Genomic DNA, 26,588 nt, shown 5'->3' on the forward strand with positions numbered 1-26,588 from the left:
ATTATTGAGCGGAAACGGCTCGACATACGAAACATGTTTCAAGGGGGAACAAGTGTTTTTCTCTTACTTCAAATCCTGCTTGCGTAAGCATCGATTCTATCTCATTCGCCACGAGATCATCCTTATCTTTTTTGTTTGATGATTTTACAACGGAAGAGATATTGAGAATAAGAATTTGGTTTGTTAATGAACGTAATTGTTTAAATAGGACGAGTAGGCTCGAGTTTTTTGAAGATGTCTCTGGGGAAAATACAATATCTGCGGGCATTGCTTTTTCTATAGTGGTTGTATTTGTCGCTGTTGCTCCCATTTCTTGTGCGGCTGCTGCATAGGAGTTCTTCGTGGTTTTTTCGGTGGAAATAATTACAAGAGATTTCCCGGGAACATACCGCTGAATGAGGGCCTTAAGATCGGGTCGCTTTGGTCGGATCATGCTCCAGTTCATGGTCATGAAAATCTTGCGTACCATCCTTTTTATAAGAGTGGTATTCAATAGAGACACGCTGGAGTTAGAAAATTTTTGGAGTATGTCTCTAACCGGCTCTCGCTTATCATGTCTCTCAATAAAAATATACCAATCTTTTTTGAGGATAGGTAATTGCCACTCGTTATTGTCTCGGGCATATCTGTGGATGTAGAGTTTTTGGTTTGGATTGTTATAAGGAAGACAGTCGATCAAAAACATGAACGATGAATCAATAACGTGAATCTCTTTTGCTTTCTCGATGATGGTACAGTAGTCAATAATATTATTTGTAAACTCTTTTTCTGGAGTGAAAAGAGTGCAATCATTACCGATTAGGTTTTTTTTGATGACATATTTTCGAGGGACGTCCTCGTGGATGAACGCATAGTTTCCTTGCGGGGCAACTTTTTTGAAAAGCGCCCGTTCTTTTTCAATATTTCTTTTAATGAAAAAACTACCCCATTTTTTTTCGAGAGGGACACCAGCGATCTGGTAAAACTGCCATTCAAGGGGGATGCCGTCGCTCCTATTCAAATTTTGAAATCCAACAATCTTTACTTCATCGTATTTTGATTTTCCATTTTGAGAGGCATTTCGGCTAATGAATTCTTTCGCCGCCACATCATCTCCTTGGATGATTGTGAGGTTCGGCAGATCTCGGTACATGAATGACACCGTAGGGTAATTGTGTGCGTAACAAAAAATTGCCACCCTTTCATATTTTTTACAATATTCACGAACGATACCATGGCACATGAAATGATCGCCGAGACCAAGATGGTGATAAAGCAGTATACTGGACATACTTCGTTTTTTAATTTAAAATTGACCTTTAGTAAGATTTGTAATTCTAGGAAGCGTAACATGTATCATGTTAAGTTATTGTGTTAATATTGGCAAATGAAAGCAGTTATTCTAGTCGAAATAAATAGTCCATTAACCGTTGGCGAAGTCACTTTAACTGAGCTGTCATTCGGGCAGGTTTTGGTTAAAATTCTTGTGAGCGGGATTTGCGGCTCTCAACTGCAGGAGATTGCGGGGAACAAGGGCAATGCTAAGTTTGTTCCGCATCTTCTTGGACATGAAGGGTGTGGTATCGTGGACGATATTGGCCCCGGGGTCACCAAAGTAAAGAAGGGGGACAAGGTTGTTATGCATTGGCGCAAGGGGGATGGCATTGAGTCTGACTTCCCGACTTACATGTTCAAAGGGAAACCAATGAAAAGCGGAAAGGTTACTACCTTAAGCGAATATTCCATCGTATCCGAAAATAGGATCACTCCCGTTCCCCACGATACGCCCAATGAACTCTGTGCTCTGCTTGGATGCGGACTCTCAACTGCTCTGGGAACGATAAATGAAGAGGCGAACGTGAAATTTGGTGAAAGTGTCATGATCGTCGGCGCAGGCGGTCTCGGTGTTAATTTAATAAAAGCAGCAAAGGCCGCCAGTGCCCACCCGATTATCGTCATAGATATTCATGACAATAAAAAAGAAGTTTCTGAATCTTTGGGAGCACATCTTTATGTAAATTGTAAAACAAATTCTATTAAGGATGAAATGCATAAAGTTTTTGGAATGAAAGATATTGACGTGATTATTGATACTTCCGGCAATAAAAAAAGTTTAGAGGACACAATCCCGTTACTTTCCGGCAGCGGTAGATATATTTTAGTAGGACAGCCAAAACCGGGCGAGAGTATTGAGCTCTTGAATGCCCATCATTTATTTGGCGGTGAGGGGAAAATGATAAAAGCGACCCAAGGGGGTAAGTTTTCACCCACCCAGCAAATCCCCAGATATATCAGAATGCATAAGGCGGGCATCATATCAGTTGACGAAATAATTACGCACAGGATGAGCCTGAATGAAATAAATGAGGCTGTTGATTTGGTCAGGTCGGGTCAGGCAAGCAGAATACTCATAGAAATGTAAGGCGATGAAATCGGATTTTTTGCAAGCATACAAAACAATGCTCCTCATGCGGCTGGCGGAACAAGAGATCGCCAATCTGTATCTACAAAACAAAATTATGAGTTTTGTGCATTTTTATGTTGGACAAGAAGCTGTGGCTGTCGGGGTGTGTGACGCTCTAAAAAAAGATGATAAGGTTTTGGGCAATCATCGCTCTCATGGGCATTATTTGGCCAAGGGAGGAGATTTGAAGAAAATGATTTGTGAGCTCTTAGGAAAAGAAAATGGTCTTGCTCACGGTAAAGGAGGTTCTATGCACATGATCGATAAGTCGGTAAATTTTGTCGGCACAACACCGATTTTAGGCAGTGTCGTGCCGTTATCCTGTGGTAGCGCCTTTGAGCAGAAATACAGTAAAAAAAATGACGTAACGGTAGCGTTCTTTGGCGACGGTGCTTTTGAAGAAGGGATAGTGTATGAAACCCTCAATCTCGCCGCTCTTTTTAAGTTACCGCTTTTGTTTGTGGTTGAAAATAATTTGTTCGCCGTTAATTCGAAATTGAATGACAGAAGGTCTCCAAATTACGATATTGAAAAAATTGTGACTGGTTTTGGTGTTAAGTATGTTCGTGCCGACGGCAATGATTATCAAGATGTTTCAAAAAAAGCAAAAAATTTGGTTGAAGAAGTGCGCACGGGGGTCCCCGTTGTTTTGGAGTGCATCACCTATCGACATATGGCACACAGCGCGCCTATATTTGATGAGGGATACAGAGAAGAAGATGTTTTGGAAAAAAGACAGGAAAAAGATCCAATAAAAAAAATAAAACAAGTTCTTTTGGAAAGCGGTATGTCGGAAAAAGAATTGTCTGATGTTGAAGATGATATAAAAAAGAACGTTTTGGAAAGCATTAAATTTGCAATGGATTCAAAATATCCGCCTAAAGAAAGTTTATATACCAACCTCTATGCCTGAAAGAATCATTAAGTATACTGAAGCAATCAAGGAAGCAACCGACCAAGTGATGGAAATCGATCCAAGTGTTTTTGTTATTGGTCTTGGGGTTTCATATAAAAACGGTGCAGATGGCACCACTTCGGGACTAAAAATGAAATATGCCGACAGGGTATTTGACGTACCGGTGTCCGAAGCTGCGTTTACGGGGATGGCAGTCGGGTCGGCGATTAATGGCCTTCGTCCGATTGTTCATCACGGAAGAGTGGAGTTTGCTTTATTTGCTTCAGACTCGATCTTCACTCAAGCAGCAAAATGGAATTATATGTTTGGTGGGAACAATAACGTGCCGATTGTATTTAGAATCAACGTCGGCAGACAGTGGGGTAACGGTCCACAGCATACCCAAGCCCTGTATTCATTGTTTGGGAATGTTCTGGGTCTTAAGGTGGTGATACCGTCTACCCCTAAAATGGCGAAGGGGCTCCTTGTCTCTGCTTTGAGAGATAAAAATCCTGTTGTTATTCTTGAACCTCGATGGCTTTTTCAACTAAAACAAGATGTTCCGGTCGAGATCTATGGTGAACCGCTTGATAAAGCAAAGATTATGAAAGAAGGGAAAGACATAACCGTCGTCTCTTATGGGGACGGTCTGGTTTCCGCGCTTGAAGCGCTTTCGATCATTGGCGATAGCGTTGACGTTGAATTGATAGACGTTGTCTCCATAAATCCCATTGACCACGAAACGATCTTTAAATCGGTCAAAAAGACGGGAAGACTCTTGTGTGTTGATACTACCAATGAAGCCTTTAATATCGGGTCAGAAATTATTTCCAAGGTGGCACAAAATCAATCAATACATTTGAAAAATAAGCCCACTTCTCTTGCTTGTCCCAATGTTCCATGCCCAACATCCACCGCATTGACCGAATTTTACTATCCGACAAAAATAGATATCGCCAATTCAATTCTTGGTTTGTTCAATAAGCCAAAGGTTGATAAAAAATTAAGTTTTGAAGAGCTCCACCTAGCACCAACGTTGACGATTATATGAATCCCGTTAGAGATAAATCAATTATGTATTATATCTACATATTGAAAAGCAAGAAGAATAAACGATGGTATACTGGAAGCACAAATAATCTACGGAAACGTTTTAAAGAGCACAACAATGGCAAATCTAGTTGGACAAAAAAGGGAATTCCTTGGGAACTGATATATTATGAAGCGTGTCATAACGAAGAAGATACAAGGTCGAGAGAGTTATATTTAAAATCGGGAATGGGTAAACGATATATAAAGAATAGATTAAAACGTTTCCTGTCTCTAATGGGATGAAAAAGATATTGGTAATAGGGGAAAGTTGTAGAGATATTTTTGTGTATTGCAATGCCGAACGTCTGGCTCCGGATTTGCCCATTCCAGTACTCGGCGCCGTTGAACAAAAAGAAAATCCAGGGATGGCGGCTAATGTCGAACGAAACATCAAGGGCATTTTCCCTCAAGTCGATCTATATACGAACGAGAAATGGCGGGAAGTGACCAAGACACGCTACATGCATCTTAATACAAACCATATATTTATTCGTGTTGATACGGATCACCATATCCCGCAAGTTAATGTAGAGAGCATCCCACTTTCAAAATATGACATCATTGCTATTTCTGACTACAACAAAGGATTTTTACATGAGGAGGATATAACTTACATTATTGAACACCATAATAATGTGTTTATTGATACTAAAAAAATATTAGGTGATTGGGCGGCAAAAGCGAAATTCATTAAAATAAACAACTACGAGTATGAACGATCAAAACCATATATATCTAAGATTATTTCAGATAAAATAATTCACACAAAAGGAGGAGAGGGGGCCTATTTTAGGGGCAAGCAATATGCGGTGATGAACAAGGTCGAAGTAAAAGATACGTCTGGTGCAGGAGACAGCTTTTTCGCAGCACTGCTTGTGAAATATGTTGAAACGGGAGATATTGAGAAAGCAATTATGTTTGCAAACGAGTGCGCGTCTGAAGTAGTCAAACACAGAGGTGTTACGGTGATACAGGGGAATTATTGAGGTAAATATGAGAAAACGCCATGAAGTCATGGCGTTTTGGGAATCGGCAAGACGTTCTACAACGCCTTGCCAGTCTTGATACAGTAGAACTGTGCTCGTAGTATTGAGTCTATAAAACCCGAGCCCTTTTGGGATTTGTCGCCCATATCGGTAGTTGTCTTTTTCCCCTCGGTCTGGCAGGCCTCAATGGTTGGGAAGCCATCAATTTTGATGGCTTCCATATCTGCACTACCGTAAGGAGTGTAAAGCGAAAAAAGCAAAATGAGTGTGTACATGGTCGGCTTCTCCGTTGTTGAGATCGAGGGGTATTCCCCGACCTTATTTCTAATTTTTATAGTACACGTTATTTATATTTTGTCAATAGCTGTGGGTAAAATATATGACCTGCTGGTTTTGATATAAGATACAGAAGAAATAATTTACATGCCTTTTTATGTCTTTTGTATAAGATTGAAAGAAACGATATAATAAAAATCATGCTTAATTTTTTACTAAACCCTTACGTCGAAGTTATTATCGCCGGAATAGCCGCTGGCGCTTGGCCGCTCGTTATGCAGCGAAGCGGGCTTATTGGCGCACCCGTGGCAATAGTTTATAGCGCGGTATCGCTTATTGCAGCATTCGGACTTCTTTGGTGGGTTGGTGGGTTCAAAGAATTTACTCAAGGAACATCGGTTAATTGGTGGTGGGCGATTGGCGCGGGGGTTCTTGCGGCGCTCGCTCTTCTTTTTTTGAGTGATGTAGTAGGGAAGACATCTCCTCTCCACTTAAGTACCCTTTATGTTCTCCTTCTCATTGTACAGATTTCTATTCCTGCAATTTTCTATGTAGTCATAAATCACGGAGTAAGTCTCAAGCAGGGAATCGGGTTCATACTGGCGATAGTCGCCGCGTTCCTACTTAGTTAAACCAGACCCCCCCAGAGGGATTGACAGATATACATCCTTATGATATAAAATATACCAGGACAGGCAATTCGGCTTGCTGTGAACGTTCAATCTGACCCTTCAAGGAGATAACCATGCGTGAGTATTTCAGTCTCGACTCGATTAATAACCGCAGTGCCATGGCCATGGTCGCGCTCGTGGTCGGAAATATTATCGAGGTAGTCCCCCAGCAAAGGTTGACCAAAGTGCTCTTGCAGTCAGATTCCGGCGAAAAGACCGAAGTCGTACTGCATTCGAAAATCTTCGGCGACCACAACTGCATGGAGATGCTGGGCGCAAAGGTCATATGCGCCGTGCACAACGTGGTGAAGTTCGACCCGGCTCCTAGCCATCATGACGTGTATAAGGACCATCAGGTCCTGCACATCCTCGATGGCGCAAAAGCCGGCACGGTGCTTGAGTTCAAGGAAGAGCGTCGGCCGTGAAGTAAAACCGCCACCAACATAAACCGTTGGGAGGCGGTTTATTATTTTGTTAGAATATTTCTTGAACGTAGTATTGACAGACAGACTATCTCCGTGCTATAGTTAAGTCAGAGTATTAGAGCAGGATTTCCCTGCGTATTCAATCATTGACATTGAAAGGAGGGTAAAATGCCCCAGCAAAAAAGTCTCACAGTTACTAGTCTCAACGTCGGACGTTTCCTTCAGGATCGGACTCGCGCTTACATACAGAGCCTCGGTAACACTGAGGCTCTGCCAGATGTCCTGTGCTTGCAAGACATTCCGTTTCGCGATTTGTCACTTCTTGAGCAATTCCCGCATATTGCCTTTGGTCCAATGGCAAATCACTTGATCAACGGCGAGCGAGCGGTGGTAGGTATCGCGATGCTTTCGCGTTACCCGATGACCGACATCGTGTACCACACGACATGGGGCGACGGCAAGTTGAAGGACTTGCAAGGTGTCGACAATAAAAATCAGCGTATCACTCCGACGACTGAAAACGATCGGTTGGTCGAATCAACGGAAGATCGTGTAGTGATCTGTGCCAATATTATCAAAGACGACATTGAGTACGGTATGGTCACCACTCATGGTCAGTGGGTGCGTGGCGGTGTCACCAACGATGTGCAACGACAGAGTACACGCTCACTGATTCATTTTGTTCTCGCACAGGCCGGCAGACGTAATGGGATTGTGCTGGTAGGCGACATGAATTTTGGTCGCAATAGTGAGATCTACAAAATGTTCATCGACAAAAAGTTTCGTGACTGCGTGCCACTCGAAATCGACAACACGCTTGATCCGGAACATCCGGCTGTACGCAAAGGTATCAGGGTCGTGAGAGACTACTTCATGATTTGCGAAGGATACGGCGGGGACTTTGTCTCCTACGATCTCCATGAGGTGTCAGAAGTAATCCTGCGCCCTGGTGTAAGCGACCACTGTGCGCTGTCAGCGACAATCTCAATGGTTCCAGCGTAATTTTTGCAGTTCTTCGGCGCCACACTCCTTCGGGATTGTGGCGCTTTTTCTTTACTGGGAAACCCCGCAGGAACTGCGGGGAGGAGCTCGTTTTTATTACAAATTCTAAATTATTTTTTTATGGACTCTCTACTCCACATATAGAGTGGGATAGGGAATACATAGCTATTTTTAAATGTTTCTGCTACTTGAAAATTAAAATCCCGATCTGCACCGCGTCCCATAAAGGATGGCCAAATGCGGTCGGATAGTTTTCTAAATTTCACTTTCTCAATAACTTCGCGCTTGAAAAGCGGACTGTTTCCTGCGCTGGGATAGGGCGCGAGCGAGCCAAAGAAAAGTTTGTTAATAACGCGCAGACGTTTGAAATGAAAAGAGATACGCGCGTTGAGAATCGGGGAAAGTTTTGCAATTAGGCCCTTTGTTGTTTGCGAGAGAGCGTAGAGCTCGTCTGGGCCAACCATATTGTCTTCTACTGATGGATAATTTTTCATATTGAGCGTAGTTCCAATACGCTTTTTATCAAAAGGTGCGACGGTTGTACAAAGATGTATCGCATTGTATTTAGTGAGAAGGTCGTACTGCACCTCGATGCGATTTAACAGTGATGCATCGTCAGCATCTTGAAAGGTTATGAGGGCGCCTGTCGCTTTTGTGAAACCGAAATTGCGTGCCGCATATCCGGCATTAGTATTGCGGTTGAGAATGGGGTCAAAACGCTCCGCATCATTTTCTGGCAAAGAATAGTATCTGACCCGCGCATCCTGTTGTGTAACTGATCCAACAACCTTTTTAGTGTCGTCTGTACTATTGTCATCAATAATGATTATTTCGAGATTTTTATAGGTTTGTCGTACAATTGAATCAATCGCAGTATGAACAGTATCTGCGTTATTGTGTGTTGGTATGATAACTGAAATCAAAGGTTCGTTCATAGATGGAGTATATCATCAATAAAACGTGAGTATGCTTCACTGAAAGTTTTTTGTGTGTGATGCTCGCGCGCATAACTCCATGCCTTGCGTGCATTTTTACGGAGAACGGAGGGGTCGGTTTTGGCGGTTTGCATAGCGAGATTGCGGATCGATTCTACGGTAGGTGTATCGCAAATGATGACCGGCGCATCCTCGGAAATCCCTGTTTGTTTTGTGATGATCGGGATAAGTCCGGCATGCATTGCCTGTACAACCGCGCCCGACGTCCCTTCGGAAGCTGAAGTGTAAATCATTACTGCGCATTTATTTGCAATCTCAGTAAATGGAATACCACCCACAGTCATTACACCACCTTTGTCGATGCGTGGGCGAGGGTAGCGGGTAATATTCGGTAAGGTAAATTCTTTTACATACGCCTGCTCAAAATCTTTTTCATAGGCAGCTGGGCCAATGATGTGCAAAGATAATTCAGGCAGGGTAGCGAATGCCTCGATTACAATATCAAGTCCCTTAAGTATTGCGCCGCCCCCGCCGAACCATAAAAAATGCGTACGCGCAGTCTCAAAATCTTTTTGTTCCGGAAAATCAAATTCCCGCGCAACTGATATGGGGATTGGATAGATATGTTTCTTGAATTGAGCGTATGTGGCATGTGTGGTTTGATTCCCGAGCCCCTCGAGGAAATCAGCATATGCTGGGTTGCTTGAGACAATCTCTGTACGTTGTGGCTTGAGGGAGATATTTCTGCGTCGCTTAAGGTCTAGAAGTCGTTGTTTCTCAGTGGTGTTTTGAAATTCGCCATAAGCAGAAGTGATGTGCATAACTTTTTTGCAGTTAGTCGGTAAGTATTTGGTCAAGTGTTCAAAGTTTTGCATAATATCTATGCACACCGCATATTTCTTGCGAGGGATGAATTTGGGATTATTGAAATTGATAATATCGACTGCGTATCCACGTATAGAAAACAAACGCGCAATCTCAGCACATTCCCATTTGTTGGTATGTGGGTCAGTAAAGCGCTCCCATGGCGCACGTGTGAATGGTTCAGTGATGTAAGAAAGAAGAACGTCACCTTTTTTCTTGCCTATAGCTGGTACATGAACAACACCCCAGAGCTTGTTTGATAGTTTATTACTGTAAGCTCGCAGGATGCTGAGTGTGGGCATAAAAATAAAAAATAGTGACGTATTAAAATACCTCCTCCTTATTTTTTTGTGTATTAAAAACAGGCATCCCACGAAGATCTTCCACCGCCTGTTGTGGTTTAGTAAAAGTAAGATTGCCACCTTTATCTCGATGCTCTCTAGACTTTGTTTCTCGGTAACCTTCTTTCAGTGTAACTACTTTTAATTTACCAATCTTGTCTTTCCTAACAAAATAAGCATTTCCTCCATTACTATTACACCCAATAAAAGAGTACCCCTTTTCTTCTGCTAAGTCGCACAACGACATCAACGATGCACCGTAATACATAGAACTGTGATGCGCAACATTTCTTTTAAAGTCTTTATCATAAGGAACAGTAATCGGTCTTAATCCAAAATAGGGATTATATTCCATAATGACTATTGCAGGCGAAATTTTCAGAGCTTTCCATATCCAATAATCATTACCATCAATATCTATATTAAGTAATCCAACTTCTTTAAAATCGATGAGTTCATTCACATTTTCTGCGGTAACAAATGCTTGCTTGGCGGTTATATCGTAGCAAGGGTACAACTCGCTATTTTTAAGGGAGTCTACTGGTGAAGCATCAATTGCAATTCCAGACCAGTTATCATGCTCTAATAAGAATCTGGTATCTGGCTGGGTGTATGTTCCTGCTCCGATATCAACAAATGTTTTTGGGGTGTCAATTTTATTTATTAGATATTGGATTATTCCATCATCGCCCCATTGTGAAAAAACTTTAAACTCTGCTTCGTGTATGTTTTTTAAATCACCTTTTTTGAGTAAATTTTCAACAAGAATATGTCCCAATAACATCTTTTGAATATTTGATTCTCGTACGATCAATTTTTCAACTGCTCGGATCTTGTTATCAAAGTTTAGATAATTCCAGATCTTTTTTTTAAGTCTCCTCGCTAAGTTTTTCATAGGGTTTTAGTTAGTGGGTTTATTTTATCACACTATTTTTTATATAACCAAACCTTATCATTACCCCTTAGGATTGACTTTATCTAAAAATACTCTACTCTAAATAATAGAGTAGAGTTCTTTGCAGTTTAATATAGACCAACCAACGTGAGGTGAATGTTATGAACAAAAATATTCCGGAGCGAATTTGTTTAATCATACCGCCCTCCATATTTCTTTTGGACGAGCGTGTATTTATGAGCCTCGGAGTTTTACGGGTGGCAGCTGTTCTCGAGCAAGTAGGTACAAAGGTAGAAGTATTAGATCTTTCTGGGATCATTAATTATAAAGATGTCGCCTTAGAGCACGCACTACGCTCAAGGGCTGAAATTTTCGGCTTTACTGCAACAACTCCGCAACTTCCTGCTGTAGCAGAAATTGTCGAAGTAATTAAAAGGATACGACCCAATGCTAAAACAATTCTCGGCGGTCCCCATGTGACACTCGTAAATGCGGCATACAAGAGGGAAGTATTACAGGGTGTTCCAGGAAGAGCTGTTTTGGCAATGCAAAAGCTAGAAGCATCATTCGATACGCTTCTTGCGGGAGATGGAGAAGAAGCAATTTTTCTTGCTTGTAATCCAAGCGCACCAAAACTTGTTGATGCAGATAATGTAAAATCAAGTTTATTTCTTGACAATACGCGCCTCAACGCTCTTCCATTTCCTGCACGGCATTTAGTTGATATTGAGAGTTATCATTATTCAATCGAGGGGGTATCCGCTTTATCGCTCATTGCCCAGCTCGGATGTCCGTTTAATTGTGGTTTTTGCGGCGGAAGGGAATCTCCCATGTTGCGGCGGATTAGAACACGTACTTCAGAGAATATTGTAGAAGAGATGGTTCATCTCTATAAAACTACGGGCCGTCGCGGTTTCATGTTTTATGATGATGAGTTGAATGTTAACAAAAAAATTGTTGAACTGATGGAGTTAATTGCAAGGACGCAACGTGACCTTAATACGACATGGCGTTTGCGTGGTTTTATAAAATCAGAGCTCTTTACCGATGAACAAGCAGAAGCGATGCATGAAGCCGGATTTCGCTGGATTTTAACAGGATTTGAATCTGGCTCACCGCGCATTCTGAAAAATATTAACAAAATCGCTACCAGGGAAGAAAATACACGTTGCGTTGAGATAGCCCGTCGACATAACCTTAAGGTTAAGGCTCTGATGTCTATTGGTCATCCCGGGGAAACAAATGAAACAGTCTGTGATACTGAAAGTTGGCTTTTGGAAGTATGCCCTGCTGACTTCGATGTTACCATTATCACGTGCTACCCTGGTACCCCTTATTATGATCACGCTGTTCCAGACCCGGATAAGCAGGGCATTTGGACATATGTTTGTCCGAAAACAAATGACCGGCTTCATCAGGTTGAGATCGATTATATGACGATCAGTGATTACTATAAGGGTAAGCCGGATGGCGGTTACCAATCCTACGTCTTTACTGATTTTCTTTCACCGGAGGAATTGGTGACACTGCGTGATGGAGTCGAGAGGAATGTTCGTGAAATTTTGAACATCCCTTTCAATCCGGGAGCGCCTGCTGTGCAATATGAACATTCAATGGGACAAATGGGGGGAATTCCCCTAAATATCCTTCGAATGACAGAAACTTAAATGATTATTATTCCTCATCCCTGCTTTGCGGGGGTGAGGAATTTTTTTATTTTAACGAAAGATCGATATATTTTTTTTATGAATTCATACTTAACGAGAATCGCAATAACCTTGCGTCGCAGATATGTCCATAGTGTTTGTGGTTTTGGTTTGAAATCCCTTTCGTAGAATGTGTTGTCGTAATTTGTATTTTCTGTAATTGTTTCCGGGTGGCGCAGACCGCCCGTTGCATACATGTCATAGGTTGGTAGATTCTGATTATATCCTCCTTGATGAGTTCCCTCTACTCCTATATTTGAAATTAGATTTACGTGCGGTGTTATACAAAGACCATCATGCATAAGACATGCATACAACCACTGCGGATCCCATGTATGCTTTTTAGCATATTCATCGTCGAGCAACTTGATTATATGTTTAACCATAAATTTTTGAGGATATACTTTTTTAATTTTTTCTTTGTTTTTACGACTCCCCCAACCCCTCATTTCAACGTCGTATTTTCCCCATGCGCGCCGCCATGTCGCCCACCCCCAGACAGAGAAATAGCGCGAGAAAAAGTAGCTTTCATCGTTTTTAAGGTTAGGCAGAAAATTATCGCCAGAGACCATCATGATTTGTTCATTATCTCTGTATCTTTCAAGTATTTCGCCTGCAAACCTAAAAAACGAAGGGTGGGGGAGACAGTCGTCCTCGAGAATAATCCCCTCCTCCACGTTTTCAAAAAACCAATTAAGGCCGGAGTGAAATCGTTCCTTAAGTCCTAAATTTTTTTCAGCATAGTTTCTGTTTACTTCACATGGCCAGTCAATAGTTTGAACGACGGCCCTTGTTTCTTTACACACCGCTTCCTCCGAGGGTGTGCGGGGGCCGTCAGCGACGATGAATAATTTTGGGGGTCGTGCTTTTCGAATCTCTGCAAACACCGCCTTCGTATAGTTTGGTCGATTGAAGATCATAAACGCGACTGCCGGGGTTTCTATGATTTTGTTTTTTGGATCACTCATACTATTTGATTCCTACCACTAAGTACCCCATCGGAGCAAGTGTTTTTCCCGCATATGGTTCTATTGAGACATTTTTTAAATTTTTCATCAACAATTTTTCCCAACATTGTCTTGTAAATCGCCAGTAATCGCCGTACTCCTCGCCGTGAAGCTCATAAGCGAATGGCGCCGACCCGATGAATTTACCACCCGGCTTAAGAACGCGATACATCTCGCTCATGGCCTTGAGAGGATCTTCAACATGTTCTAAGGTTTCTAGGCAGATAATACAGTCAAAGCTTCCATTGTCGAATGGCAGGTCCATAATGTTTCCAATGATGTCAGCGGGGGGCTTTAGGTCAAGTGTGGTGACATTTTGAAAATGTTCCTTGGGGTAGTTCCATTGCGCGGAACCAATATCCAGTATTTTACCTCGCGGTACATTTTCATCGAGAAAGCTTTTAAGCTTATCTCGGAACACATACGGAGCCGTATCAAATCTGGAGATCTGATACCCCGTTTTTCTGAGTAGGTTGTTGATGAAGTTTTTGAATTGGTCTCTCATTTTAAATCTTTCTTATTTATATATGATATTTTTGTATACCCTAACACATGACAAAAAACACAATACTCACTGTTTACCGAACAGCCGTTTGATTTTTTGATAAAGTCCAGGAAAGGCTGTTTTTAAAGGTCGGACAATCCGATGCAGTAGTTTTTTATCTATATTGAGTACGTTCCTAAAGGTAAAGGCGTCTGCTTGGTGATTAACGATGATCTCTGTCGGGTGAACGAGCGGAAACACCATTTCCTGTGTCGGCAAGTTCGCCACCCACGTCGATTCTTTTGTGTGGGTTGCGTTGCTGCCAAATCCGATATTTGAGACCATGTTGATTATCGGGTTGATACAAACCCCGTTATTAGCAATACAGGAAAAAGCCCACTGCCCATCCCAGCTGTTTTTTATTTTTTTATGATATCTGTCCCAGACATACGACCAGTGATCGTAGACACCTTGGTTATTGAACACTTGCGCAAGCCTCCCACTTTTTTTGACTTCTGGCCAGCTCTTTATATTTACGTCGTAATGTTTCCACGCTCGGCGCCATGTCGCCCAGCCCCACATGTGGGGGAGGATTGAAAAATAGTAACTATTGGAGAATTTAAAGTTCTTATTTTGTTGTTGGAAAAAATTGCCGCTTATATGCATTATTTTCTCATTGTTGGCATAGCGCTCGAGCAGTTCTTCACAAAACCTAAAAAATGATTCCGAAGGAAGGCAATCATCCTCGAGGATGATTCCTTGCTCAACGTTTTTAAAGAACCAATCAATGCCTGATGATACTCTGATTTTACAGCCAAGATTTTTGTCGGAATAATTTTTGTGAACTTCACAATCCCAGTCGATCTGGTTGATTATTTTTCTGGTTTTTTCGACAAGTTTCTTTTCTTCTTCATTTCTTGCTCCATCGCTCACAACAAAAAGTTTTTTCGGGTGGACATTTCTTATTTCATTGAAAACGCGCTGAGTCGTGTCAGGTCGATTGAATAATATAAAAAGGATCGGAGTTTTAAACGGCGCCGCGTGTCGCGGTATTTTGTCGGCCAGTATCTCAGGCATGGTATTTTTTATGTCCCCTAAGCCATAATTCCAGACAATAAAGAACCCAGATCTTGTAATTATAGCGGTCATTACCCTTGAGGTAAAAGTCGTCAATCATTGTTTTTACGAACTGCTCGTCCATCATAGAGTAGATGTCCGCATTCGTACTATAGAGCTTTGCGTAGATTTCATTTTTGAAAGCTTCTTCTCGCAGCCATTTTTTCACCGGCGCGCCGAAGCCTTGTTTTCTGCGGTGGACGAATTCCTGCGGCATTGTTTCACTCAGAATGTCTTTCAGAATGCGCTTGAATGTCGTGGTACTTGTCTTGTAGTCATCGGGAAGGCTATAAACAAATTCTGCGAGATGGTGGTCAAGAAAAGGGGAGCGCACCTCGAGGGAATTCATCATTCCCATTCGGTCTGCTTTAACGAGGAGTTGTCCGGGAAGATAGGTGGTAAGGTCAAACAGATTTATTTTTTCTGCAGATGAAAGTTTTGAATTTTTTACCTCACTGTTAATGAAGTCTTTATTTACATGCCCACCATCTTTCCAAAGCCTCATTCTTTCTCTCTGGGTGAATACTTGCACCGCATTAAGGTAGCCGGAAAAAGGACTCATAAAAACTTTTTCTTTGAAATGCGCGCGATAAGAGAGGTTTTTATGCCGTGTATACCACCCGTAGCCAAGGAATAGTTCATCGGCACCATCGCCCGAGAGAGCAACTTTTACTTTTGTTGCGGTAAATTTTGAGAGGAGGTATTGCGGAAAGTCTGATGAATCAGCGTGTGGTTCATCAAAATATTCGACGGCGATTTTGAGCTCTTGCACCATATCATCTTTTGCTTGGAGCGTGTGATGGTCGGTCCCGATCTTCTGTGCTGCTTCTGCGGCAAAAGGAAGTTCATTAATATAGTCTTGGTAGCCGACCGAAAAAGTCTTGATCGGTGTTTTTGAAAAAGATTGTGCGATAGTTGTGACGAGCGTTGAGTCAACCCCGCCGGAGAGGAACGACCCGATCTCCACGTCGGCGATCATTCTTTTTTTAACTGACTCGGTAAGAAGGCGACGCACTTCTTCCTTTGCTTTTTCATACGATATCGAGGTCGAGCTCTTTTCAAGTTGCCAATATTGTACTATGTTCAAGGAACCGTCTTTGAAGACCGCGCTTCCCGCGGGAGGAATTACTTTTATATTTTTATACACAGTTTTCCATGGTGGAACGTACATCAAGGCGAGATAATTATCAATTGCTTCATGGTCAAGCACACCCTTTATTTTCCCCGTTGCGAGGATGGCTTTTATTTCAGACGCAAACACAAAATTACCCTGATCATCCAGCGTGTAGTAGAAAGGTTTTTTACCAAACCGGTCACGTGCCATAAAAAGCCGTTTTCTTTCGTTATCCCAAATCGCGAATGAGAACATGCCATCGAAATGTTTTGGGCAGTCATCGCCGTATTCCTGATACGCCTTAAGGATGACCTCGGTATCTGAATTAGTTGAGAATATGTATCCCTTTTGTGAAAGCGCGTCGCGAAGTTCACGATAATTATATATTTCGCCATTGAACGTTATGGTGTGGTCGCGCATACTATCTTTCATGGGTTGGTGCCCACTTGCGAGATCGATAACCGAGAGGCGTGTTTGTCCGAGGATGCAGGCGGGGGAAGAGAATATGCCATGATCGTCAGGACCACGCTTAGAGAGGGAGGCAAGCGCTCGCTCAATCTCGCCTTTTCTGTGTGATTCTAGAGAGTTGCCGGTAACGCCAAAAATACCACACATATTAATAATATTTAAAGTCGAATAATAGTTTAATTGGCACTGGAGGCAAGCGACGGGATTCGTAAAAAGAATCGTTGTCAATGGTAAACATGCACGCGTCTAGTACCCAATTAAGGATTTCTGAATTTACCGCATCGGTGGCAAGGAAAAGAGAGACATAATAGTTTCCAGTGGAAAGATTAACGCCATCAATAGTAAGATGGATTACCCCCTTATCGGCGTTAAGGTCAATTTTTTGATCAAGTACAGTATTGGTAATGTCAGCCAGAAGTGCTCCCTGCTGATCTAGTATATCAAAAGATATCTTTATATTTTTGAATGCTTCCTTTGAGTTGTTTTTATAGTGTATCTCAAATGTAAGCCGGCGCTTTTCTTTGTCATATTCTTTCATCTCGCAGTGAGTGAATACAGCCCTTTTGCTTCCATTGTTATTTTTTCTTTCGGCAAGGGGTTGTTTCGAAAGCGTTTCTTTTGTGTTGAGGTACTCAGCAATGACATCTTCCGTTTTTCCAACCATCCGGACTTTCCCGTTTTCGAGAAGAACTGTTTTACGGCATAGCCGTTCGATCGCGGCCATATTGTGACTTACGAGAAGGATTGTGCGACCGTCTTTTTGGGTGACCTCCTCCATTTTACCTAGGCACTTTTTTTGGAATTCTGTATCGCCAACGGCGAGAACTTCATCAACGAGAAGTATGTCTGGTTCCATGTGTGCGGCAACCGAAAACGCGAGACGGACATACATACCGCTTGAGTAGTATTTTACGGGGGTATCGAGGAATTTCTCAACCCCGGAAAAAGCGACGATTTCGTCAAACTTCCTCGCAATTTCTTTTTTTGTCATGCCAAGGATTGCTCCATTGAGAAAAATATTTTCTCTCCCAGTGAGTTCCGGATGGAAACCCGTACCAACCTCAAGAAGGGAAGCAACCCTTCCGTGCATGATTATCTCGCCTTCGGTTGGAGGTGTGATGCCAGTCAAGATCTTTAAGAGTGTTGATTTGCCGGCACCGTTGTGTCCGATGATACCGACGATGTCACCCTTATTGATATTGAGATTAACATTGCGAAGCGCCCAGAATTCTTCCTTTATTCCCATCCCCACAACTCTTTTTATTTTATGCTTGGCAAATCGGAATGGACTTTTTGCAATATTTGTTAACACATCACGTAGGGCAACATATCCGCCGCGCTGGTGTGTGATGTTGTATTTCTTGCCGATATTTTTTATTTCGATAATTGAGTTTGACATACTAATATACGAATGTTACGAATTATACGAATCTATACGAATAATTCTTATTGGTTTTAGATATTTATTTCGGAAATTAACAAGTAAGCCGAGTTTCATTTGGGCCTGTTGGAGATAATTTTGGATTTGTCGGTAATTTTCTCTTGTGATAATCCTGACAGACTTTAACTCCAGTACAATCTTGTTGTCTATGATAAAGTCCAAGATATTTCCCGAGTCAGCTATTGCCACCTCTCTTTTGTAGAGTATATCGGTTTCTTTTAATTTCTCCTCTATTAAATCACCATATTGTTTTTCTCTCGCATACGGTCCTAATTCATTATGAACAGCAAAAAGGATACCTGTTACTGTGTAAGACAATTCTGGATAGATTACTTTTTCGCCCATCTTTTTATTCGTAGTCATTTGCATATTGGTATTATTCGCATAATTCGTATGTTTACCTTATATGATATCAGCGAAATAACGCTCAACCTTTTTGAAGTAGATGACACCAATAATAAGAAGTACGGTACATGCGGCGAAAGAGATACCAATGAGAATCCAATTAATGGACGCAGTACCCAAAAGTACTGCTCGGGCGTTTTGAATGACGCCCATCATGGGATTCATTGCGAGGATCCATGAATATTTTCCCGCGATACTTGCTGGGTAGATGACGGGGGTTATAAAAAGGAGAAGTTGGATGAAAAAGGGGAGTACAAAGCGGACATCACGGTATTTCACATTGAGCGCGGCAAGAAAAAGCCCGCCTCCTACTGCCGCCATAAAGGTGACGGCAAGAAGGATAGGGAGAACAAGAATACTTATGAGTTGTGGTGTGTAACCATAGTAAACCATCATGCCTCCGAGGATAACTGCAGCGATAGCAAAGTCGACAAATTTAGTTGTGACCGACGAGAGAGGAAGGATGAGTCGCGGGAAATAGACCTTGGTGATGATTGATTGATTGTTAATAAGAACGCCGCTTGTTTCTGAAAGGGCGCTCGAAAAAAAGGTCCAAAAGAGGAGTCCTGTGTAGACAAAGATCGGATAGGGAATTCCGTCTGATGGTATCTTGAGAAATGTGCCAAAAAATATGCTAAAGACAACCATAGTTATAAATGGCTGAAAGATTGCCCACAGGATACCAATAGTGGTCTGCTTGTAGCGTACCTTGAAGTCCCGCCAGGTAAAAAAATAGAGAAGCTCTTTGTAGCGCCAAACCTCCTTGAGGTCCTCAAGGCTGAATACTTTTTTGGGTCGTATGATTGTTGTTGTCATGGGTTGAAAATTGGTAACTGTCATATTATACAGCAACTTACCACTTATTAATTTTCCCTACAACCTTTTTCTTTAATGTAAGGTAAGATTTTACTGCTTCTTTCTCGAGCGTAGGAGAAACAACGCGAATGATTTCTTTTCCTAAAATTCGATATTGCCCGCCAACCTTGTTTGCTTTAATGAGACCCTTTTTAAGCAATCTTTTAATAGTACTCTCGCTTACCTTCAGGAGACGGCGCGTCTCTCCCGTTGTGTATACTTCATGGGGATTTATTTCATTCATTGTAGATAATCATACAGAAGTGTCAAAAGGTGTCAATTGGTACCACCCAAAAATTACCCCCAATTTTTGTTCTACACTATATAAGAGTATTTCTTGTTTTCTAATTCGCTTCGCTCTCAAAAACAAACAAAAAAAAGTCGCTCAAGAGATTTAGGCCATTCAATTGCGACCTGTGCTTTTTGTTTTAAATATATGCTATAGTTACAACCAACGGATTCCGTGGTAGAATTTCAGTTCATGTCGTACAGCAAGAATTCTTTCACGAGACTCAAGTGTGTATTTACCAAAGAATAATTTTAATTTTTGAAAAAGTCCATTTTGAACGGACGACCTAAAATTTCACTACAGGATGAACATAAATAAATTTTTACAATGGTTTATCTTCGGAGGGTTGTTTTTGATTCTCTTTCTCCCGCTCTACGTATCCGACTCCATGTTTTTTCCCTTTATCACGGGGAAAAACTTTGCGTTTAGGATTATCGTTGAACTTATCACTGGCGCGTGGGTTATTCTCGCGCTTCGAGACGCAACATATCGTCCTCAAAAATCTTTGGTGTTGTATGGATTCGGGGCTTTTGTGGCGATCATCGCTGTCGCTGATGTTTTGAGCGAGAATCCGTTTAAAAGTTTTTGGAGCAACTATGAGCGCATGGAAGGGTTTGTGGCGCTCACTCATTTTTTTGCATATTTTTTAGTTGCCAGTTCCGTACTCACAGTACAAAAACTTTGGGTGCGATTTTGGCAGACTTCGCTTGTGGCCAATGTAATTCTTGTTGGATATGGGGGATTGCAAATGGCAGGGAAACTCGAAGTTCATCAAGGTTCCACCCGAATAGATGCGACGTTCGGTAATGCGACATATTTTGCCGCATATCTTCTGTTTCATATTTTTATCACTGCATTTCTTGCTGTGCGGTATAGGGGTGCTTCATGGATGCGATGGGTCTATGGTGGTGTCATTCTCCTTGATTTGTTTATGCTCTACCACACCGCGACACGAGGAGCTATCTTAGGACTCTTGGGTGGGGTGATGCTCGCGACGCTACTTATTGCGCTATTCGAAAAAGGAAATGTGATTCTTCGCAAGTGGGCAATCGGCGTGCTTATTGTCGCGATTCTTGTGCCTGCTACCGTTCTTACGTTTCGCAATGCATCGTGGGTAAAGGAAAGCCCTGTCCTTTCTCGCTTCACCTCAATTTCATTTCAAGAGACAACAACAAAATCCCGCTTTATGGTATGGAATATGGCACTGCAAGGTTTTAAAGAACGACCAATATTCGGATGGGGGCAAGAGAGCTTTAACTTCGTTTTCAATAAATATTATGATCCGAAGATGTACGAACAAGAGCCATGGTTTGATCGTGCACACAACGTGTTTTTTGACTGGCTCATTGCGGGAGGACTTCCCGGTCTTCTCGCGTACCTTTCTTTGTTTATCACCTCATTGTATTACCTATGGCGTAGGGGGGAATCATTTTTTTCTATAACAGAAAAAAGTATTTTTACCGGTCTTCTCGCGGGGTATTTTTTCAATAATCTCTTTGTATTCGACAATCTCACGAGCTACGTCCTCTTTTTTTCCGTTCTTGCGTATCTCCATAGTATTCATGCAACATCCCCCTTGGTATTACAGAAACCGATTAAGCAGAAAATAGCTGACAATTCAAAAGAGGGAAGAGGTGCCATTGAAACAGATGTTATTTTTTCTCCCATTGCAATTATCGTAACTATTTTCGTTCTTTATTTCGTTAACTTTCACCCCCTATCCGCGAATCTCGACCTTATTCAAGCTTTGCAAAAACAAAGCAATTTGGGTGTCAATTTGGATTATTTCAAAAAATCAATCGCACATGACTCATTGGGTGTTTCAGAAGCGCGTGAACAACTCACTATGGCTGCTTCTCGCATTCTCACATCTGATGCAGACCAAACAACTAAGAATGATTTTGTAACACTTGCGATGGCTGAACTTGATAAGCAAATAGCTCGTACTCCCGATGATGCGCGGTACCAAATCTTCATGGGTTCGTTTTTAAACCAAATAGGTAATCATGACGAAGCATTGCGATATCTAAAAAATGCACAAATACTTACTCCTAAAAAACAGCAGGTATATTTTGAAATGATTGGATCATTCTTAACAAAAAAAGATTATTCCAGTGCAGTGGATGCGGCAAAAATCGCATATGAACTTGAGCCGAACTATGAAAATGCAAGGATTATCTACGCGCTAACGCTTATATACAACAAGGACAAAACCCAAGCGGACAATATTCTTCTTCCAATCCGACAAAGATTAGGCGGTGGAGGAATACCTGACGAGCGATTACTTCGGGCGTATCTCGACACAAAAGACTATAAAAATGCGGAGGCAGTACTTAATGCATACATAGTCGCCGACCCTTCAAACTATCGTTACCACACATCTCTTGCCGCACTGTATTTGGAGAAAGGTGAACGCCAGAAAGCAATCGCGGAAATACAAAAAGCAATAGACGCTGATGCAGGATTTAAAGATCAGGGAGAATATTACATTAAAGAAATTAAAGCCGGAAAAAATCCGTAATCGAAAATATTTTTCTTGACTATTTAAGGATTTATGCTACCCTTCTCATTGTGAGTGCTCTGAATGGGTACTTTCAAAATCAATGAATGTCTGCGTAAAACCCGCCTCTGGCGGGTTTTACGTTTTTAAATGGTAGTGTAAGTAGGTATTACATAGGCTTTTTGCATAATACGTCCGATTACTTGTATACTATATGGATAATTGTGTAAAAGTATGACCGGCGGTTGCACTCACATAAGACATTTATTTTGGAGTTCGCCCCCGCCGGTCATATATTTACATAATTATTTCTTCAAATACTAATGGTACTTCCCCTTGAAAATGTATCACTATCTTCCCATACAACCATGCGAATTGGGGGGTCGGCTCGATACTTTATTTCTGTGCATACGGAGGATGAAATGTGCGAAGCAGTACGCTTCGCGCACAAAAACAAACTTCCGTTTTTTGTACTCGGTGGCGGGTCAAATATAATTTTCCCTGATAGTGGATTTTTGGGAGTTGTTATAAAGATTGAAATACCAGGTATTGTATTTGAAGAACATGGTAGGGAAATATTTGCGCATGGTGGTGGAGGGGTTTCTTGGGATGCGTTAGTGGCAGAGAGTGTGAAACATAACCTTTGGGGAATTGAAAATCTTTCAGCAATTCCTGGGACCGTTGGTGCGTCAGCGGTGCAAAATATTGGTGCGTACGGTGTTGAAGTAAAAGACACAATAGAATGGGTGCGTGCGTACGATATACAGAGAGATATATTCGTCACACTTTCTCGTGATGAATGCGCGTTTGCGTATCGCACGAGTATTTTTAAAAAATCTGCAGGCCTGCCTACCGCCCCAGCGGGGCAGGCAGGCAAAAAACTTGTTGTGATGAAAGTCGTATTTTGTCTTTCTAAAAACGGTATCCCCAATCTTCGGTATGGCGATATTGCAAAATATTTTTTGGACCGATCTCCAGAAACTATCTCCATTCTTGAAATGCGTGAGGCAATTATTAAAATTCGCGCACAAAAACTCCCAAACCCACAAACGCTTCCCAATGCCGGTTCGTTTTTTAAAAACCCCATAATTTCAAAAAATCAGTATCTTAAGGTTCAAAATGCATTTCCCGGCATAAAAGGTCATGAGTATTTAGGGAAAGTAAAGATATCCGCTGCATGGCTCATTGAAATGTGCGGATGGAAAGGCGTTCGCTATAAAGACGCGGGAATTACCCAAAAGCATGCACTAGTAATTGCAAATTATGGCAATGCATCTGCGCATGACATTGTGCATCTTTCGGAATGTATTACACGTGATGTGTTTGAACGAACGGGCATCGCACTTGAGCGAGAAGTAATAATTATATAAAAAATCAAAATGTAAAATAACAAAGCAAGGCGCACAATATATTTTAGTAAATCTTTAAATTTTAATTTGTAATTTTAAACTTTGATTTTTACATTTTCATCTTGTGCTCGAGTTATCCACACTTTTCTTTTGTTGCGTATTGTTTTTAATTCTTGATGTAGGATAATTAGTGGAGGAATACGGCAACGAGCAAGTTGAAAAACAATAATTATTTTAAAAAATTGTCGAACGTACTCATTAAAATGTTTTACGTTACGTGCAAGGTCGAACATTATTGTATTTAATATCTAAGCCAACACTGCATTTTTTATTTAATAAAAAATTGCAGACATACATCATTATGGCAAAGAAAAAAGCAACGAAAAAGAAGGCTTCAAAAAAGAAGACCACGAAGCGTAAACGATAAATTTCAAGAGATTTTTTGAAATTACGTGAAAAAACCCTCAGCCTTGGGCTGAGGGTTTTTTCGTGCTAGAATAAGCCAACATTTCAAAAATAGCTATGTCACTACTGAAGAAATTATTTGGAGACGATACCCAGAAGGCGATTAAAAACCTACAACCACTTGTGGAGAGTATCAACGCGTTTGAGGAATCAGTGCAAGCGCTTTCCGATGAGGATCTTACAAAAAAAACATCCTGGTTTAAAGATCAATTAAAGGCGGGTGTGTCACTCGACGATATACTCCCCGAAGCTTTTGCGGCGGTACGTGAAGCGGCGCGTCGGACACTCGGACAACGGCACTATGATGTTCAACTCATGGGCGGCATCGCACTTCATCAAGGAAAAATTTCGGAAATGATGACCGGCGAAGGGAAAACACTCGTTGCAACACTTCCGGCATATCTTAATGCGCTAACAGGAAAGGGAGTGCATGTGGTTACCGTAAATGATTATCTTTCACGCAGAGATGCTGTGTGGATGGGACAAATTTATTCATTCCTCGGACTCTCGGTTTCGGTGATCAATCATGACTCATCATTTATCTATGATCCTAACCATAAAGATCTTGACCCAAGACGCGACGAGGTTGGCGCCTTCAAAGTTCTCCATGAATTTTTAAGACCGTGTACCAGACGGCAGGCATACGAAGCCGATATCACCTACGGAACGAACAATGAATTCGGGTTTGATTATTTGCGTGACAATATTGCGTATACCGAGCAAGATATCGTGCAGAGAAATTACCATTACGCGATTGTTGATGAAATCGACTCAATCTTGATTGATGAAGCGCGCACCCCGCTCATTATTTCCGCTCCGTATGCAGATTCAGAAGATTTGTATGGTACATTTGTACGCATCGCAACGACACTTAAGGTTGAAGATGATTATACGGTGGACGAGAAACTCAAAGCAATTTCTCTTACCGATAATGGCATAAGTAAGGCGGAAAAAACCCTTGGTGTTGACAATATTTATACCGATAAGGGGGTTAAATATGTCCACCACCTAGAAACAGCGGTTCGTGCCAAAGCACTTTTTCAAAGAGACAAGGATTATGTTGTGCGGAGTGGGGAAGTGATGATTGTGGATGAATTTACCGGCAGGTTGCAGCCCGGCAGACGGTGGTCTGAAGGGCTGCATCAAGCAATTGAGGCAAAAGAAGGCGTTGCGGTGCAAAAAGAATCTCGTACTTACGCATCCATTACATTTCAAAATTATTTTAGATTGTATGAAAAACTTGCAGGGATGACTGGTACGGCGAGGACTTCATCTGAGGAATTCTTTAAGGTGTATAGTCTCGAGGTTGTTTCTGTTCCATCAAACAAACCAATGTCACGCGTTGACCGTGAAGATCTTATTTTTCAGACCGAAGAGGGAAAATTTAAGGCAATCGCAAAGAAAGTAAAAGAATTAAACGACAAAGGACAACCAGTGCTCATCGGTACGGTGTCTATCGAGAAAAACGAACTTCTTTCGGCGTACCTTTTAAAAGAAGGAGTTAAACATGAAGTTCTTAACGCAAAAAACCACGAACGTGAAGGAGAAATTATCGCGCAAGCGGGAAAGAAGGGCGGGGTGGTCATTGCAACCAACATGGCGGGTCGCGGTGTTGATATCAAACTGGGAGGAAATCCTTCTACGCAAGGAGTATATGAGGAAGTGAAAAATCTCGGTGGACTTTTTGTGCTTGGTACCGAACGACACGAAGCGCGGAGAATCGATAATCAATTGCGCGGTCGCGCAGGCCGTCAAGGAGACCCTGGTGAAACACAGTTTTTTGTATCGCTTGAAGACAGTTTGATGCGGGTATTTGCTTCGGATGCGATCAAGAAAATGATGGGGCGATTTGGTATTCCCGAAGACCAGCCGATTGAGAATCGACTCATCACGCGTTCGCTTGAAAGTGCACAAGAGAAAATCGAAGGGTTTCATTTTGATGCTCGCAAGCACGTTTTGCAATATGACGATATCATGAACCAACAGAGAAAATATGCATACGGTGTACGCCGCACACTTCTTTTGGGGAATGACGCGGAGGCAGATACATTTCTTGAAGAAATAACGGAAGGGGATGGTGAGGCAAAAAAAACGATTGAGAAGAAAAAGCAAGATATGGGTGCAGATAATTTTTATCCGGCAGCGCGTAAGGTGGCACTTCAGGTCATTGATATGCACTGGATGGAGCATTTGGAGGCGATGGATTACTTGCGAAGCTCGGTTAATCTCCGCGCGTATGGCCAGCGTGACCCGCTCGTTGAATATAAAAAAGAAGGACTACAGCTTTTTCAGGATATGAAGGAAAATATTTACGGGCAAGTCTTGGGTCTTATTGCGAATTTAAATTCGCAGACTATGACTATTTCAAGCACTCCCACACGAACTATGCCGAAAAATTTCAATCTTTCGGGTGGTGGTAGCGAAGAGGGGAATAAGGGGACATCTTCTACTCAAGTAAATCCCGGAGTTCATCTGGGTGAAAAAATTGGTCGCAATGATCTTTGCCCATGTGGGTCTGGAAAGAAGTACAAGAAGTGTCATGGAAAATAGGGAATCATTGTGAT

25 protein-coding genes are annotated in these 26,588 nt (G+C 41.8%); 12 read left to right on the forward strand and 13 right to left on the reverse strand.

Going from position 1 to position 26,588, the window contains the following annotated elements:
• Window position 1: 1 nt before the first annotated feature.
• A complete protein-coding gene (locus Q7S11_05000; GenBank protein MDO8573079.1) occupies window positions 2-1,270 on the reverse strand; it encodes a hypothetical protein in 1,269 nt (422 codons plus the stop codon).
• 96 nt (window positions 1,271-1,366) lie between these two features.
• Here Q7S11_05000 and Q7S11_05005 point away from each other — a divergent pair, with 96 nt between their 5' ends.
• Genes Q7S11_05005 through Q7S11_05025 form a run of 5 tightly spaced genes read left to right on the forward strand, consistent with a single transcriptional unit; the run spans window position 1,367 to window position 5,416 of the window.
• A complete protein-coding gene (locus Q7S11_05005) occupies window positions 1,367-2,401 on the forward strand; it encodes a zinc-binding dehydrogenase (GenBank protein ID MDO8573080.1) in 1,035 nt (344 codons plus the stop codon).
• Between the two features lie 4 nt (window positions 2,402-2,405).
• A complete protein-coding gene (locus Q7S11_05010; protein ID MDO8573081.1) occupies window positions 2,406-3,356 on the forward strand; it encodes a thiamine pyrophosphate-dependent dehydrogenase E1 component subunit alpha in 951 nt (316 codons plus the stop codon).
• Window positions 3,349-4,389, forward strand: coding sequence for a transketolase C-terminal domain-containing protein (locus Q7S11_05015; GenBank protein MDO8573082.1), 1,041 nt, complete (start codon window positions 3,349-3,351; stop codon window positions 4,387-4,389). Before Q7S11_05010 ends, Q7S11_05015 begins: the two co-directional genes overlap by 8 nt.
• Before the next feature lie 23 nt (window positions 4,390-4,412).
• Window positions 4,413-4,673, forward strand: coding sequence for a GIY-YIG nuclease family protein (locus tag Q7S11_05020; protein ID MDO8573083.1), 261 nt, complete (start codon window positions 4,413-4,415; stop codon window positions 4,671-4,673).
• Window positions 4,670-5,416, forward strand: coding sequence for a PfkB family carbohydrate kinase (locus tag Q7S11_05025; GenBank protein MDO8573084.1), 747 nt, complete (start codon window positions 4,670-4,672; stop codon window positions 5,414-5,416). Before Q7S11_05020 ends, Q7S11_05025 begins: the two co-directional genes overlap by 4 nt.
• A gap of 56 nt (window positions 5,417-5,472) precedes the next feature.
• On the opposite strand, the gene Q7S11_05030 is transcribed toward Q7S11_05025, so the two are convergent.
• Entirely contained in the window at window positions 5,473-5,691 is a 219-nt protein-coding gene (locus tag Q7S11_05030) for a hypothetical protein (GenBank protein MDO8573085.1), read from the reverse strand.
• 201 nt (window positions 5,692-5,892) lie between these two features.
• On the opposite strand from Q7S11_05030, the gene Q7S11_05035 reads away from it, so the two are divergent.
• The 3 genes from Q7S11_05035 (at window position 5,893) to Q7S11_05045 (ending at window position 7,790) form a co-directional block, all read left to right on the forward strand.
• On the forward strand, window positions 5,893-6,324 hold the full coding sequence (locus tag Q7S11_05035) for a hypothetical protein (protein ID MDO8573086.1): 432 nt from the start codon (window positions 5,893-5,895) through the stop codon (window positions 6,322-6,324).
• A 113-nt stretch (window positions 6,325-6,437) separates the two neighbouring features.
• Complete coding sequence (locus Q7S11_05040; GenBank protein ID MDO8573087.1) at window positions 6,438-6,788, forward strand: hypothetical protein; 351 nt, start codon at window positions 6,438-6,440, stop codon at window positions 6,786-6,788.
• A 462-nt stretch (window positions 6,789-7,250) separates the two neighbouring features.
• On the forward strand, window positions 7,251-7,790 hold the full coding sequence (locus Q7S11_05045; protein MDO8573088.1) for a hypothetical protein: 540 nt from the start codon (window positions 7,251-7,253) through the stop codon (window positions 7,788-7,790).
• Between the two features lie 110 nt (window positions 7,791-7,900).
• Here the strand turns inward: Q7S11_05045 and Q7S11_05050 are convergent, their stop codons facing one another.
• The 3 genes from Q7S11_05050 to Q7S11_05060 are packed head-to-tail and all read right to left on the reverse strand — an operon-like array spanning window position 7,901 to window position 10,825.
• Entirely contained in the window at window positions 7,901-8,725 is an 825-nt protein-coding gene (locus tag Q7S11_05050) for a glycosyltransferase family 2 protein (GenBank protein MDO8573089.1), read from the reverse strand.
• Complete coding sequence (locus tag Q7S11_05055) at window positions 8,722-9,891, reverse strand: glycosyltransferase (GenBank protein MDO8573090.1); 1,170 nt, start codon at window positions 9,889-9,891, stop codon at window positions 8,722-8,724. Before Q7S11_05055 ends, Q7S11_05050 begins: the two co-directional genes overlap by 4 nt.
• 22 nt (window positions 9,892-9,913) lie before the next feature.
• Complete coding sequence (locus tag Q7S11_05060) at window positions 9,914-10,825, reverse strand: hypothetical protein (protein MDO8573091.1); 912 nt, start codon at window positions 10,823-10,825, stop codon at window positions 9,914-9,916.
• Between the two features lie 161 nt (window positions 10,826-10,986).
• On the opposite strand from Q7S11_05060, the gene Q7S11_05065 reads away from it, so the two are divergent.
• Window positions 10,987-12,492 carry a radical SAM protein gene (locus tag Q7S11_05065; GenBank protein ID MDO8573092.1) on the forward strand — a complete coding sequence of 502 codons (1,506 nt, stop codon included), beginning with the start codon at window positions 10,987-10,989 and terminating at the stop codon, window positions 12,490-12,492.
• Between the two features lie 14 nt (window positions 12,493-12,506).
• Here the strand turns inward: Q7S11_05065 and Q7S11_05070 are convergent, their stop codons facing one another.
• The 8 genes from Q7S11_05070 to Q7S11_05105 form a co-directional block, all read right to left on the reverse strand.
• Window positions 12,507-13,499 (reverse strand): glycosyltransferase family 2 protein, encoded by a 993-nt coding sequence (locus Q7S11_05070; GenBank protein ID MDO8573093.1) that lies wholly within the window; start codon window positions 13,497-13,499, stop codon window positions 12,507-12,509.
• Window position 13,500: 1 nt separating this feature from the next.
• Complete coding sequence (locus tag Q7S11_05075) at window positions 13,501-14,043, reverse strand: class I SAM-dependent methyltransferase (GenBank protein MDO8573094.1); 543 nt, start codon at window positions 14,041-14,043, stop codon at window positions 13,501-13,503.
• Window positions 14,044-14,109: 66 nt separating this feature from the next.
• A complete protein-coding gene (locus Q7S11_05080) occupies window positions 14,110-15,099 on the reverse strand; it encodes a glycosyltransferase family 2 protein (GenBank protein MDO8573095.1) in 990 nt (329 codons plus the stop codon).
• The gene (gene asnB / locus Q7S11_05085) at window positions 15,092-16,867 is read right to left on the reverse strand and encodes an asparagine synthase (glutamine-hydrolyzing) (protein ID MDO8573096.1); all 1,776 of its coding nucleotides are present in this window, start codon (window positions 16,865-16,867) and stop codon (window positions 15,092-15,094) included. The genes Q7S11_05080 and asnB overlap by 8 nt, the downstream gene beginning before the upstream one ends.
• Before the next feature lies 1 nt (window position 16,868).
• The gene (locus tag Q7S11_05090; GenBank protein ID MDO8573097.1) at window positions 16,869-18,119 is read right to left on the reverse strand and encodes an ABC transporter ATP-binding protein; all 1,251 of its coding nucleotides are present in this window, start codon (window positions 18,117-18,119) and stop codon (window positions 16,869-16,871) included.
• A 15-nt stretch (window positions 18,120-18,134) separates the two neighbouring features.
• Window positions 18,135-18,524 carry a GxxExxY protein gene (locus Q7S11_05095; protein MDO8573098.1) on the reverse strand — a complete coding sequence of 130 codons (390 nt, stop codon included), beginning with the start codon at window positions 18,522-18,524 and terminating at the stop codon, window positions 18,135-18,137.
• Between the two features lie 39 nt (window positions 18,525-18,563).
• Complete coding sequence (locus tag Q7S11_05100) at window positions 18,564-19,406, reverse strand: ABC transporter permease (protein ID MDO8573099.1); 843 nt, start codon at window positions 19,404-19,406, stop codon at window positions 18,564-18,566.
• Between the two features lie 13 nt (window positions 19,407-19,419).
• Window positions 19,420-19,665, reverse strand: a complete 246-nt coding sequence (locus Q7S11_05105) for a helix-turn-helix domain-containing protein (GenBank protein MDO8573100.1) — start codon at window positions 19,663-19,665, stop codon at window positions 19,420-19,422.
• A 349-nt stretch (window positions 19,666-20,014) separates the two neighbouring features.
• On the opposite strand from Q7S11_05105, the gene Q7S11_05110 reads away from it, so the two are divergent.
• The 3 genes from Q7S11_05110 (at window position 20,015) to secA (ending at window position 26,574) form a co-directional block, all read left to right on the forward strand.
• Window positions 20,015-22,231 carry an O-antigen ligase family protein gene (locus Q7S11_05110; protein MDO8573101.1) on the forward strand — a complete coding sequence of 739 codons (2,217 nt, stop codon included), beginning with the start codon at window positions 20,015-20,017 and terminating at the stop codon, window positions 22,229-22,231.
• A 302-nt stretch (window positions 22,232-22,533) separates the two neighbouring features.
• On the forward strand, window positions 22,534-23,580 hold the full coding sequence (gene murB / locus Q7S11_05115) for a UDP-N-acetylmuramate dehydrogenase (GenBank protein ID MDO8573102.1): 1,047 nt from the start codon (window positions 22,534-22,536) through the stop codon (window positions 23,578-23,580).
• Between the two features lie 501 nt (window positions 23,581-24,081).
• The gene (secA, locus tag Q7S11_05120) at window positions 24,082-26,574 is read left to right on the forward strand and encodes a preprotein translocase subunit SecA (GenBank protein ID MDO8573103.1); all 2,493 of its coding nucleotides are present in this window, start codon (window positions 24,082-24,084) and stop codon (window positions 26,572-26,574) included.
• Window positions 26,575-26,588 lie beyond the last annotated feature (14 nt).

This window comes from bacterium (assembly GCA_030648955.1).
GTDB lineage: Bacteria > Patescibacteriota > Minisyncoccia > Phycocordibacterales > JAUSHB01 > JAUSHB01.

Coding starts and splice junctions, on each gene's coding strand:
- Q7S11_05000 (MDO8573079.1), bottom strand. CDS start 1,270: ATGTCCAGTATACTGCTTTATCACCATCTTGGTCTCGGCGATCATTTC.
- Q7S11_05080 (MDO8573095.1), bottom strand. CDS start 15,099: ATGCCTGAGATACTGGCCGACAAAATACCGCGACACGCGGCGCCGTTT.
- Q7S11_05015 (MDO8573082.1), top strand. CDS start 3,349: ATGCCTGAAAGAATCATTAAGTATACTGAAGCAATCAAGGAAGCAACC.
- Q7S11_05030 (MDO8573085.1), bottom strand. CDS start 5,691: ATGTACACACTCATTTTGCTTTTTTCGCTTTACACTCCTTACGGTAGT.
- Q7S11_05100 (MDO8573099.1), bottom strand. CDS start 19,406: ATGACAGTTACCAATTTTCAACCCATGACAACAACAATCATACGACCC.
- Q7S11_05020 (MDO8573083.1), top strand. CDS start 4,413: ATGTATTATATCTACATATTGAAAAGCAAGAAGAATAAACGATGGTAT.
- Q7S11_05105 (MDO8573100.1), bottom strand. CDS start 19,665: ATGAATGAAATAAATCCCCATGAAGTATACACAACGGGAGAGACGCGC.
- Q7S11_05040 (MDO8573087.1), top strand. CDS start 6,438: ATGCGTGAGTATTTCAGTCTCGACTCGATTAATAACCGCAGTGCCATG.
- Q7S11_05055 (MDO8573090.1), bottom strand. CDS start 9,891: ATGCCCACACTCAGCATCCTGCGAGCTTACAGTAATAAACTATCAAAC.
- asnB (MDO8573096.1), bottom strand. CDS start 16,867: ATGTGTGGTATTTTTGGCGTTACCGGCAACTCTCTAGAATCACACAGA.
- Q7S11_05035 (MDO8573086.1), top strand. CDS start 5,893: ATGCTTAATTTTTTACTAAACCCTTACGTCGAAGTTATTATCGCCGGA.
- Q7S11_05060 (MDO8573091.1), bottom strand. CDS start 10,825: ATGAAAAACTTAGCGAGGAGACTTAAAAAAAAGATCTGGAATTATCTA.
- Q7S11_05005 (MDO8573080.1), top strand. CDS start 1,367: ATGAAAGCAGTTATTCTAGTCGAAATAAATAGTCCATTAACCGTTGGC.
- Q7S11_05050 (MDO8573089.1), bottom strand. CDS start 8,725: ATGAACGAACCTTTGATTTCAGTTATCATACCAACACACAATAACGCA.
- Q7S11_05110 (MDO8573101.1), top strand. CDS start 20,015: ATGAACATAAATAAATTTTTACAATGGTTTATCTTCGGAGGGTTGTTT.
- Q7S11_05010 (MDO8573081.1), top strand. CDS start 2,406: ATGAAATCGGATTTTTTGCAAGCATACAAAACAATGCTCCTCATGCGG.
- Q7S11_05095 (MDO8573098.1), bottom strand. CDS start 18,524: ATGACTACGAATAAAAAGATGGGCGAAAAAGTAATCTATCCAGAATTG.
- Q7S11_05070 (MDO8573093.1), bottom strand. CDS start 13,499: ATGAGTGATCCAAAAAACAAAATCATAGAAACCCCGGCAGTCGCGTTT.
- Q7S11_05090 (MDO8573097.1), bottom strand. CDS start 18,119: ATGTCAAACTCAATTATCGAAATAAAAAATATCGGCAAGAAATACAAC.
- Q7S11_05075 (MDO8573094.1), bottom strand. CDS start 14,043: ATGAGAGACCAATTCAAAAACTTCATCAACAACCTACTCAGAAAAACG.
- secA (MDO8573103.1), top strand. CDS start 24,082: ATGTCACTACTGAAGAAATTATTTGGAGACGATACCCAGAAGGCGATT.
- Q7S11_05025 (MDO8573084.1), top strand. CDS start 4,670: ATGAAAAAGATATTGGTAATAGGGGAAAGTTGTAGAGATATTTTTGTG.
- murB (MDO8573102.1), top strand. CDS start 22,534: ATGGTACTTCCCCTTGAAAATGTATCACTATCTTCCCATACAACCATG.
- Q7S11_05065 (MDO8573092.1), top strand. CDS start 10,987: ATGAACAAAAATATTCCGGAGCGAATTTGTTTAATCATACCGCCCTCC.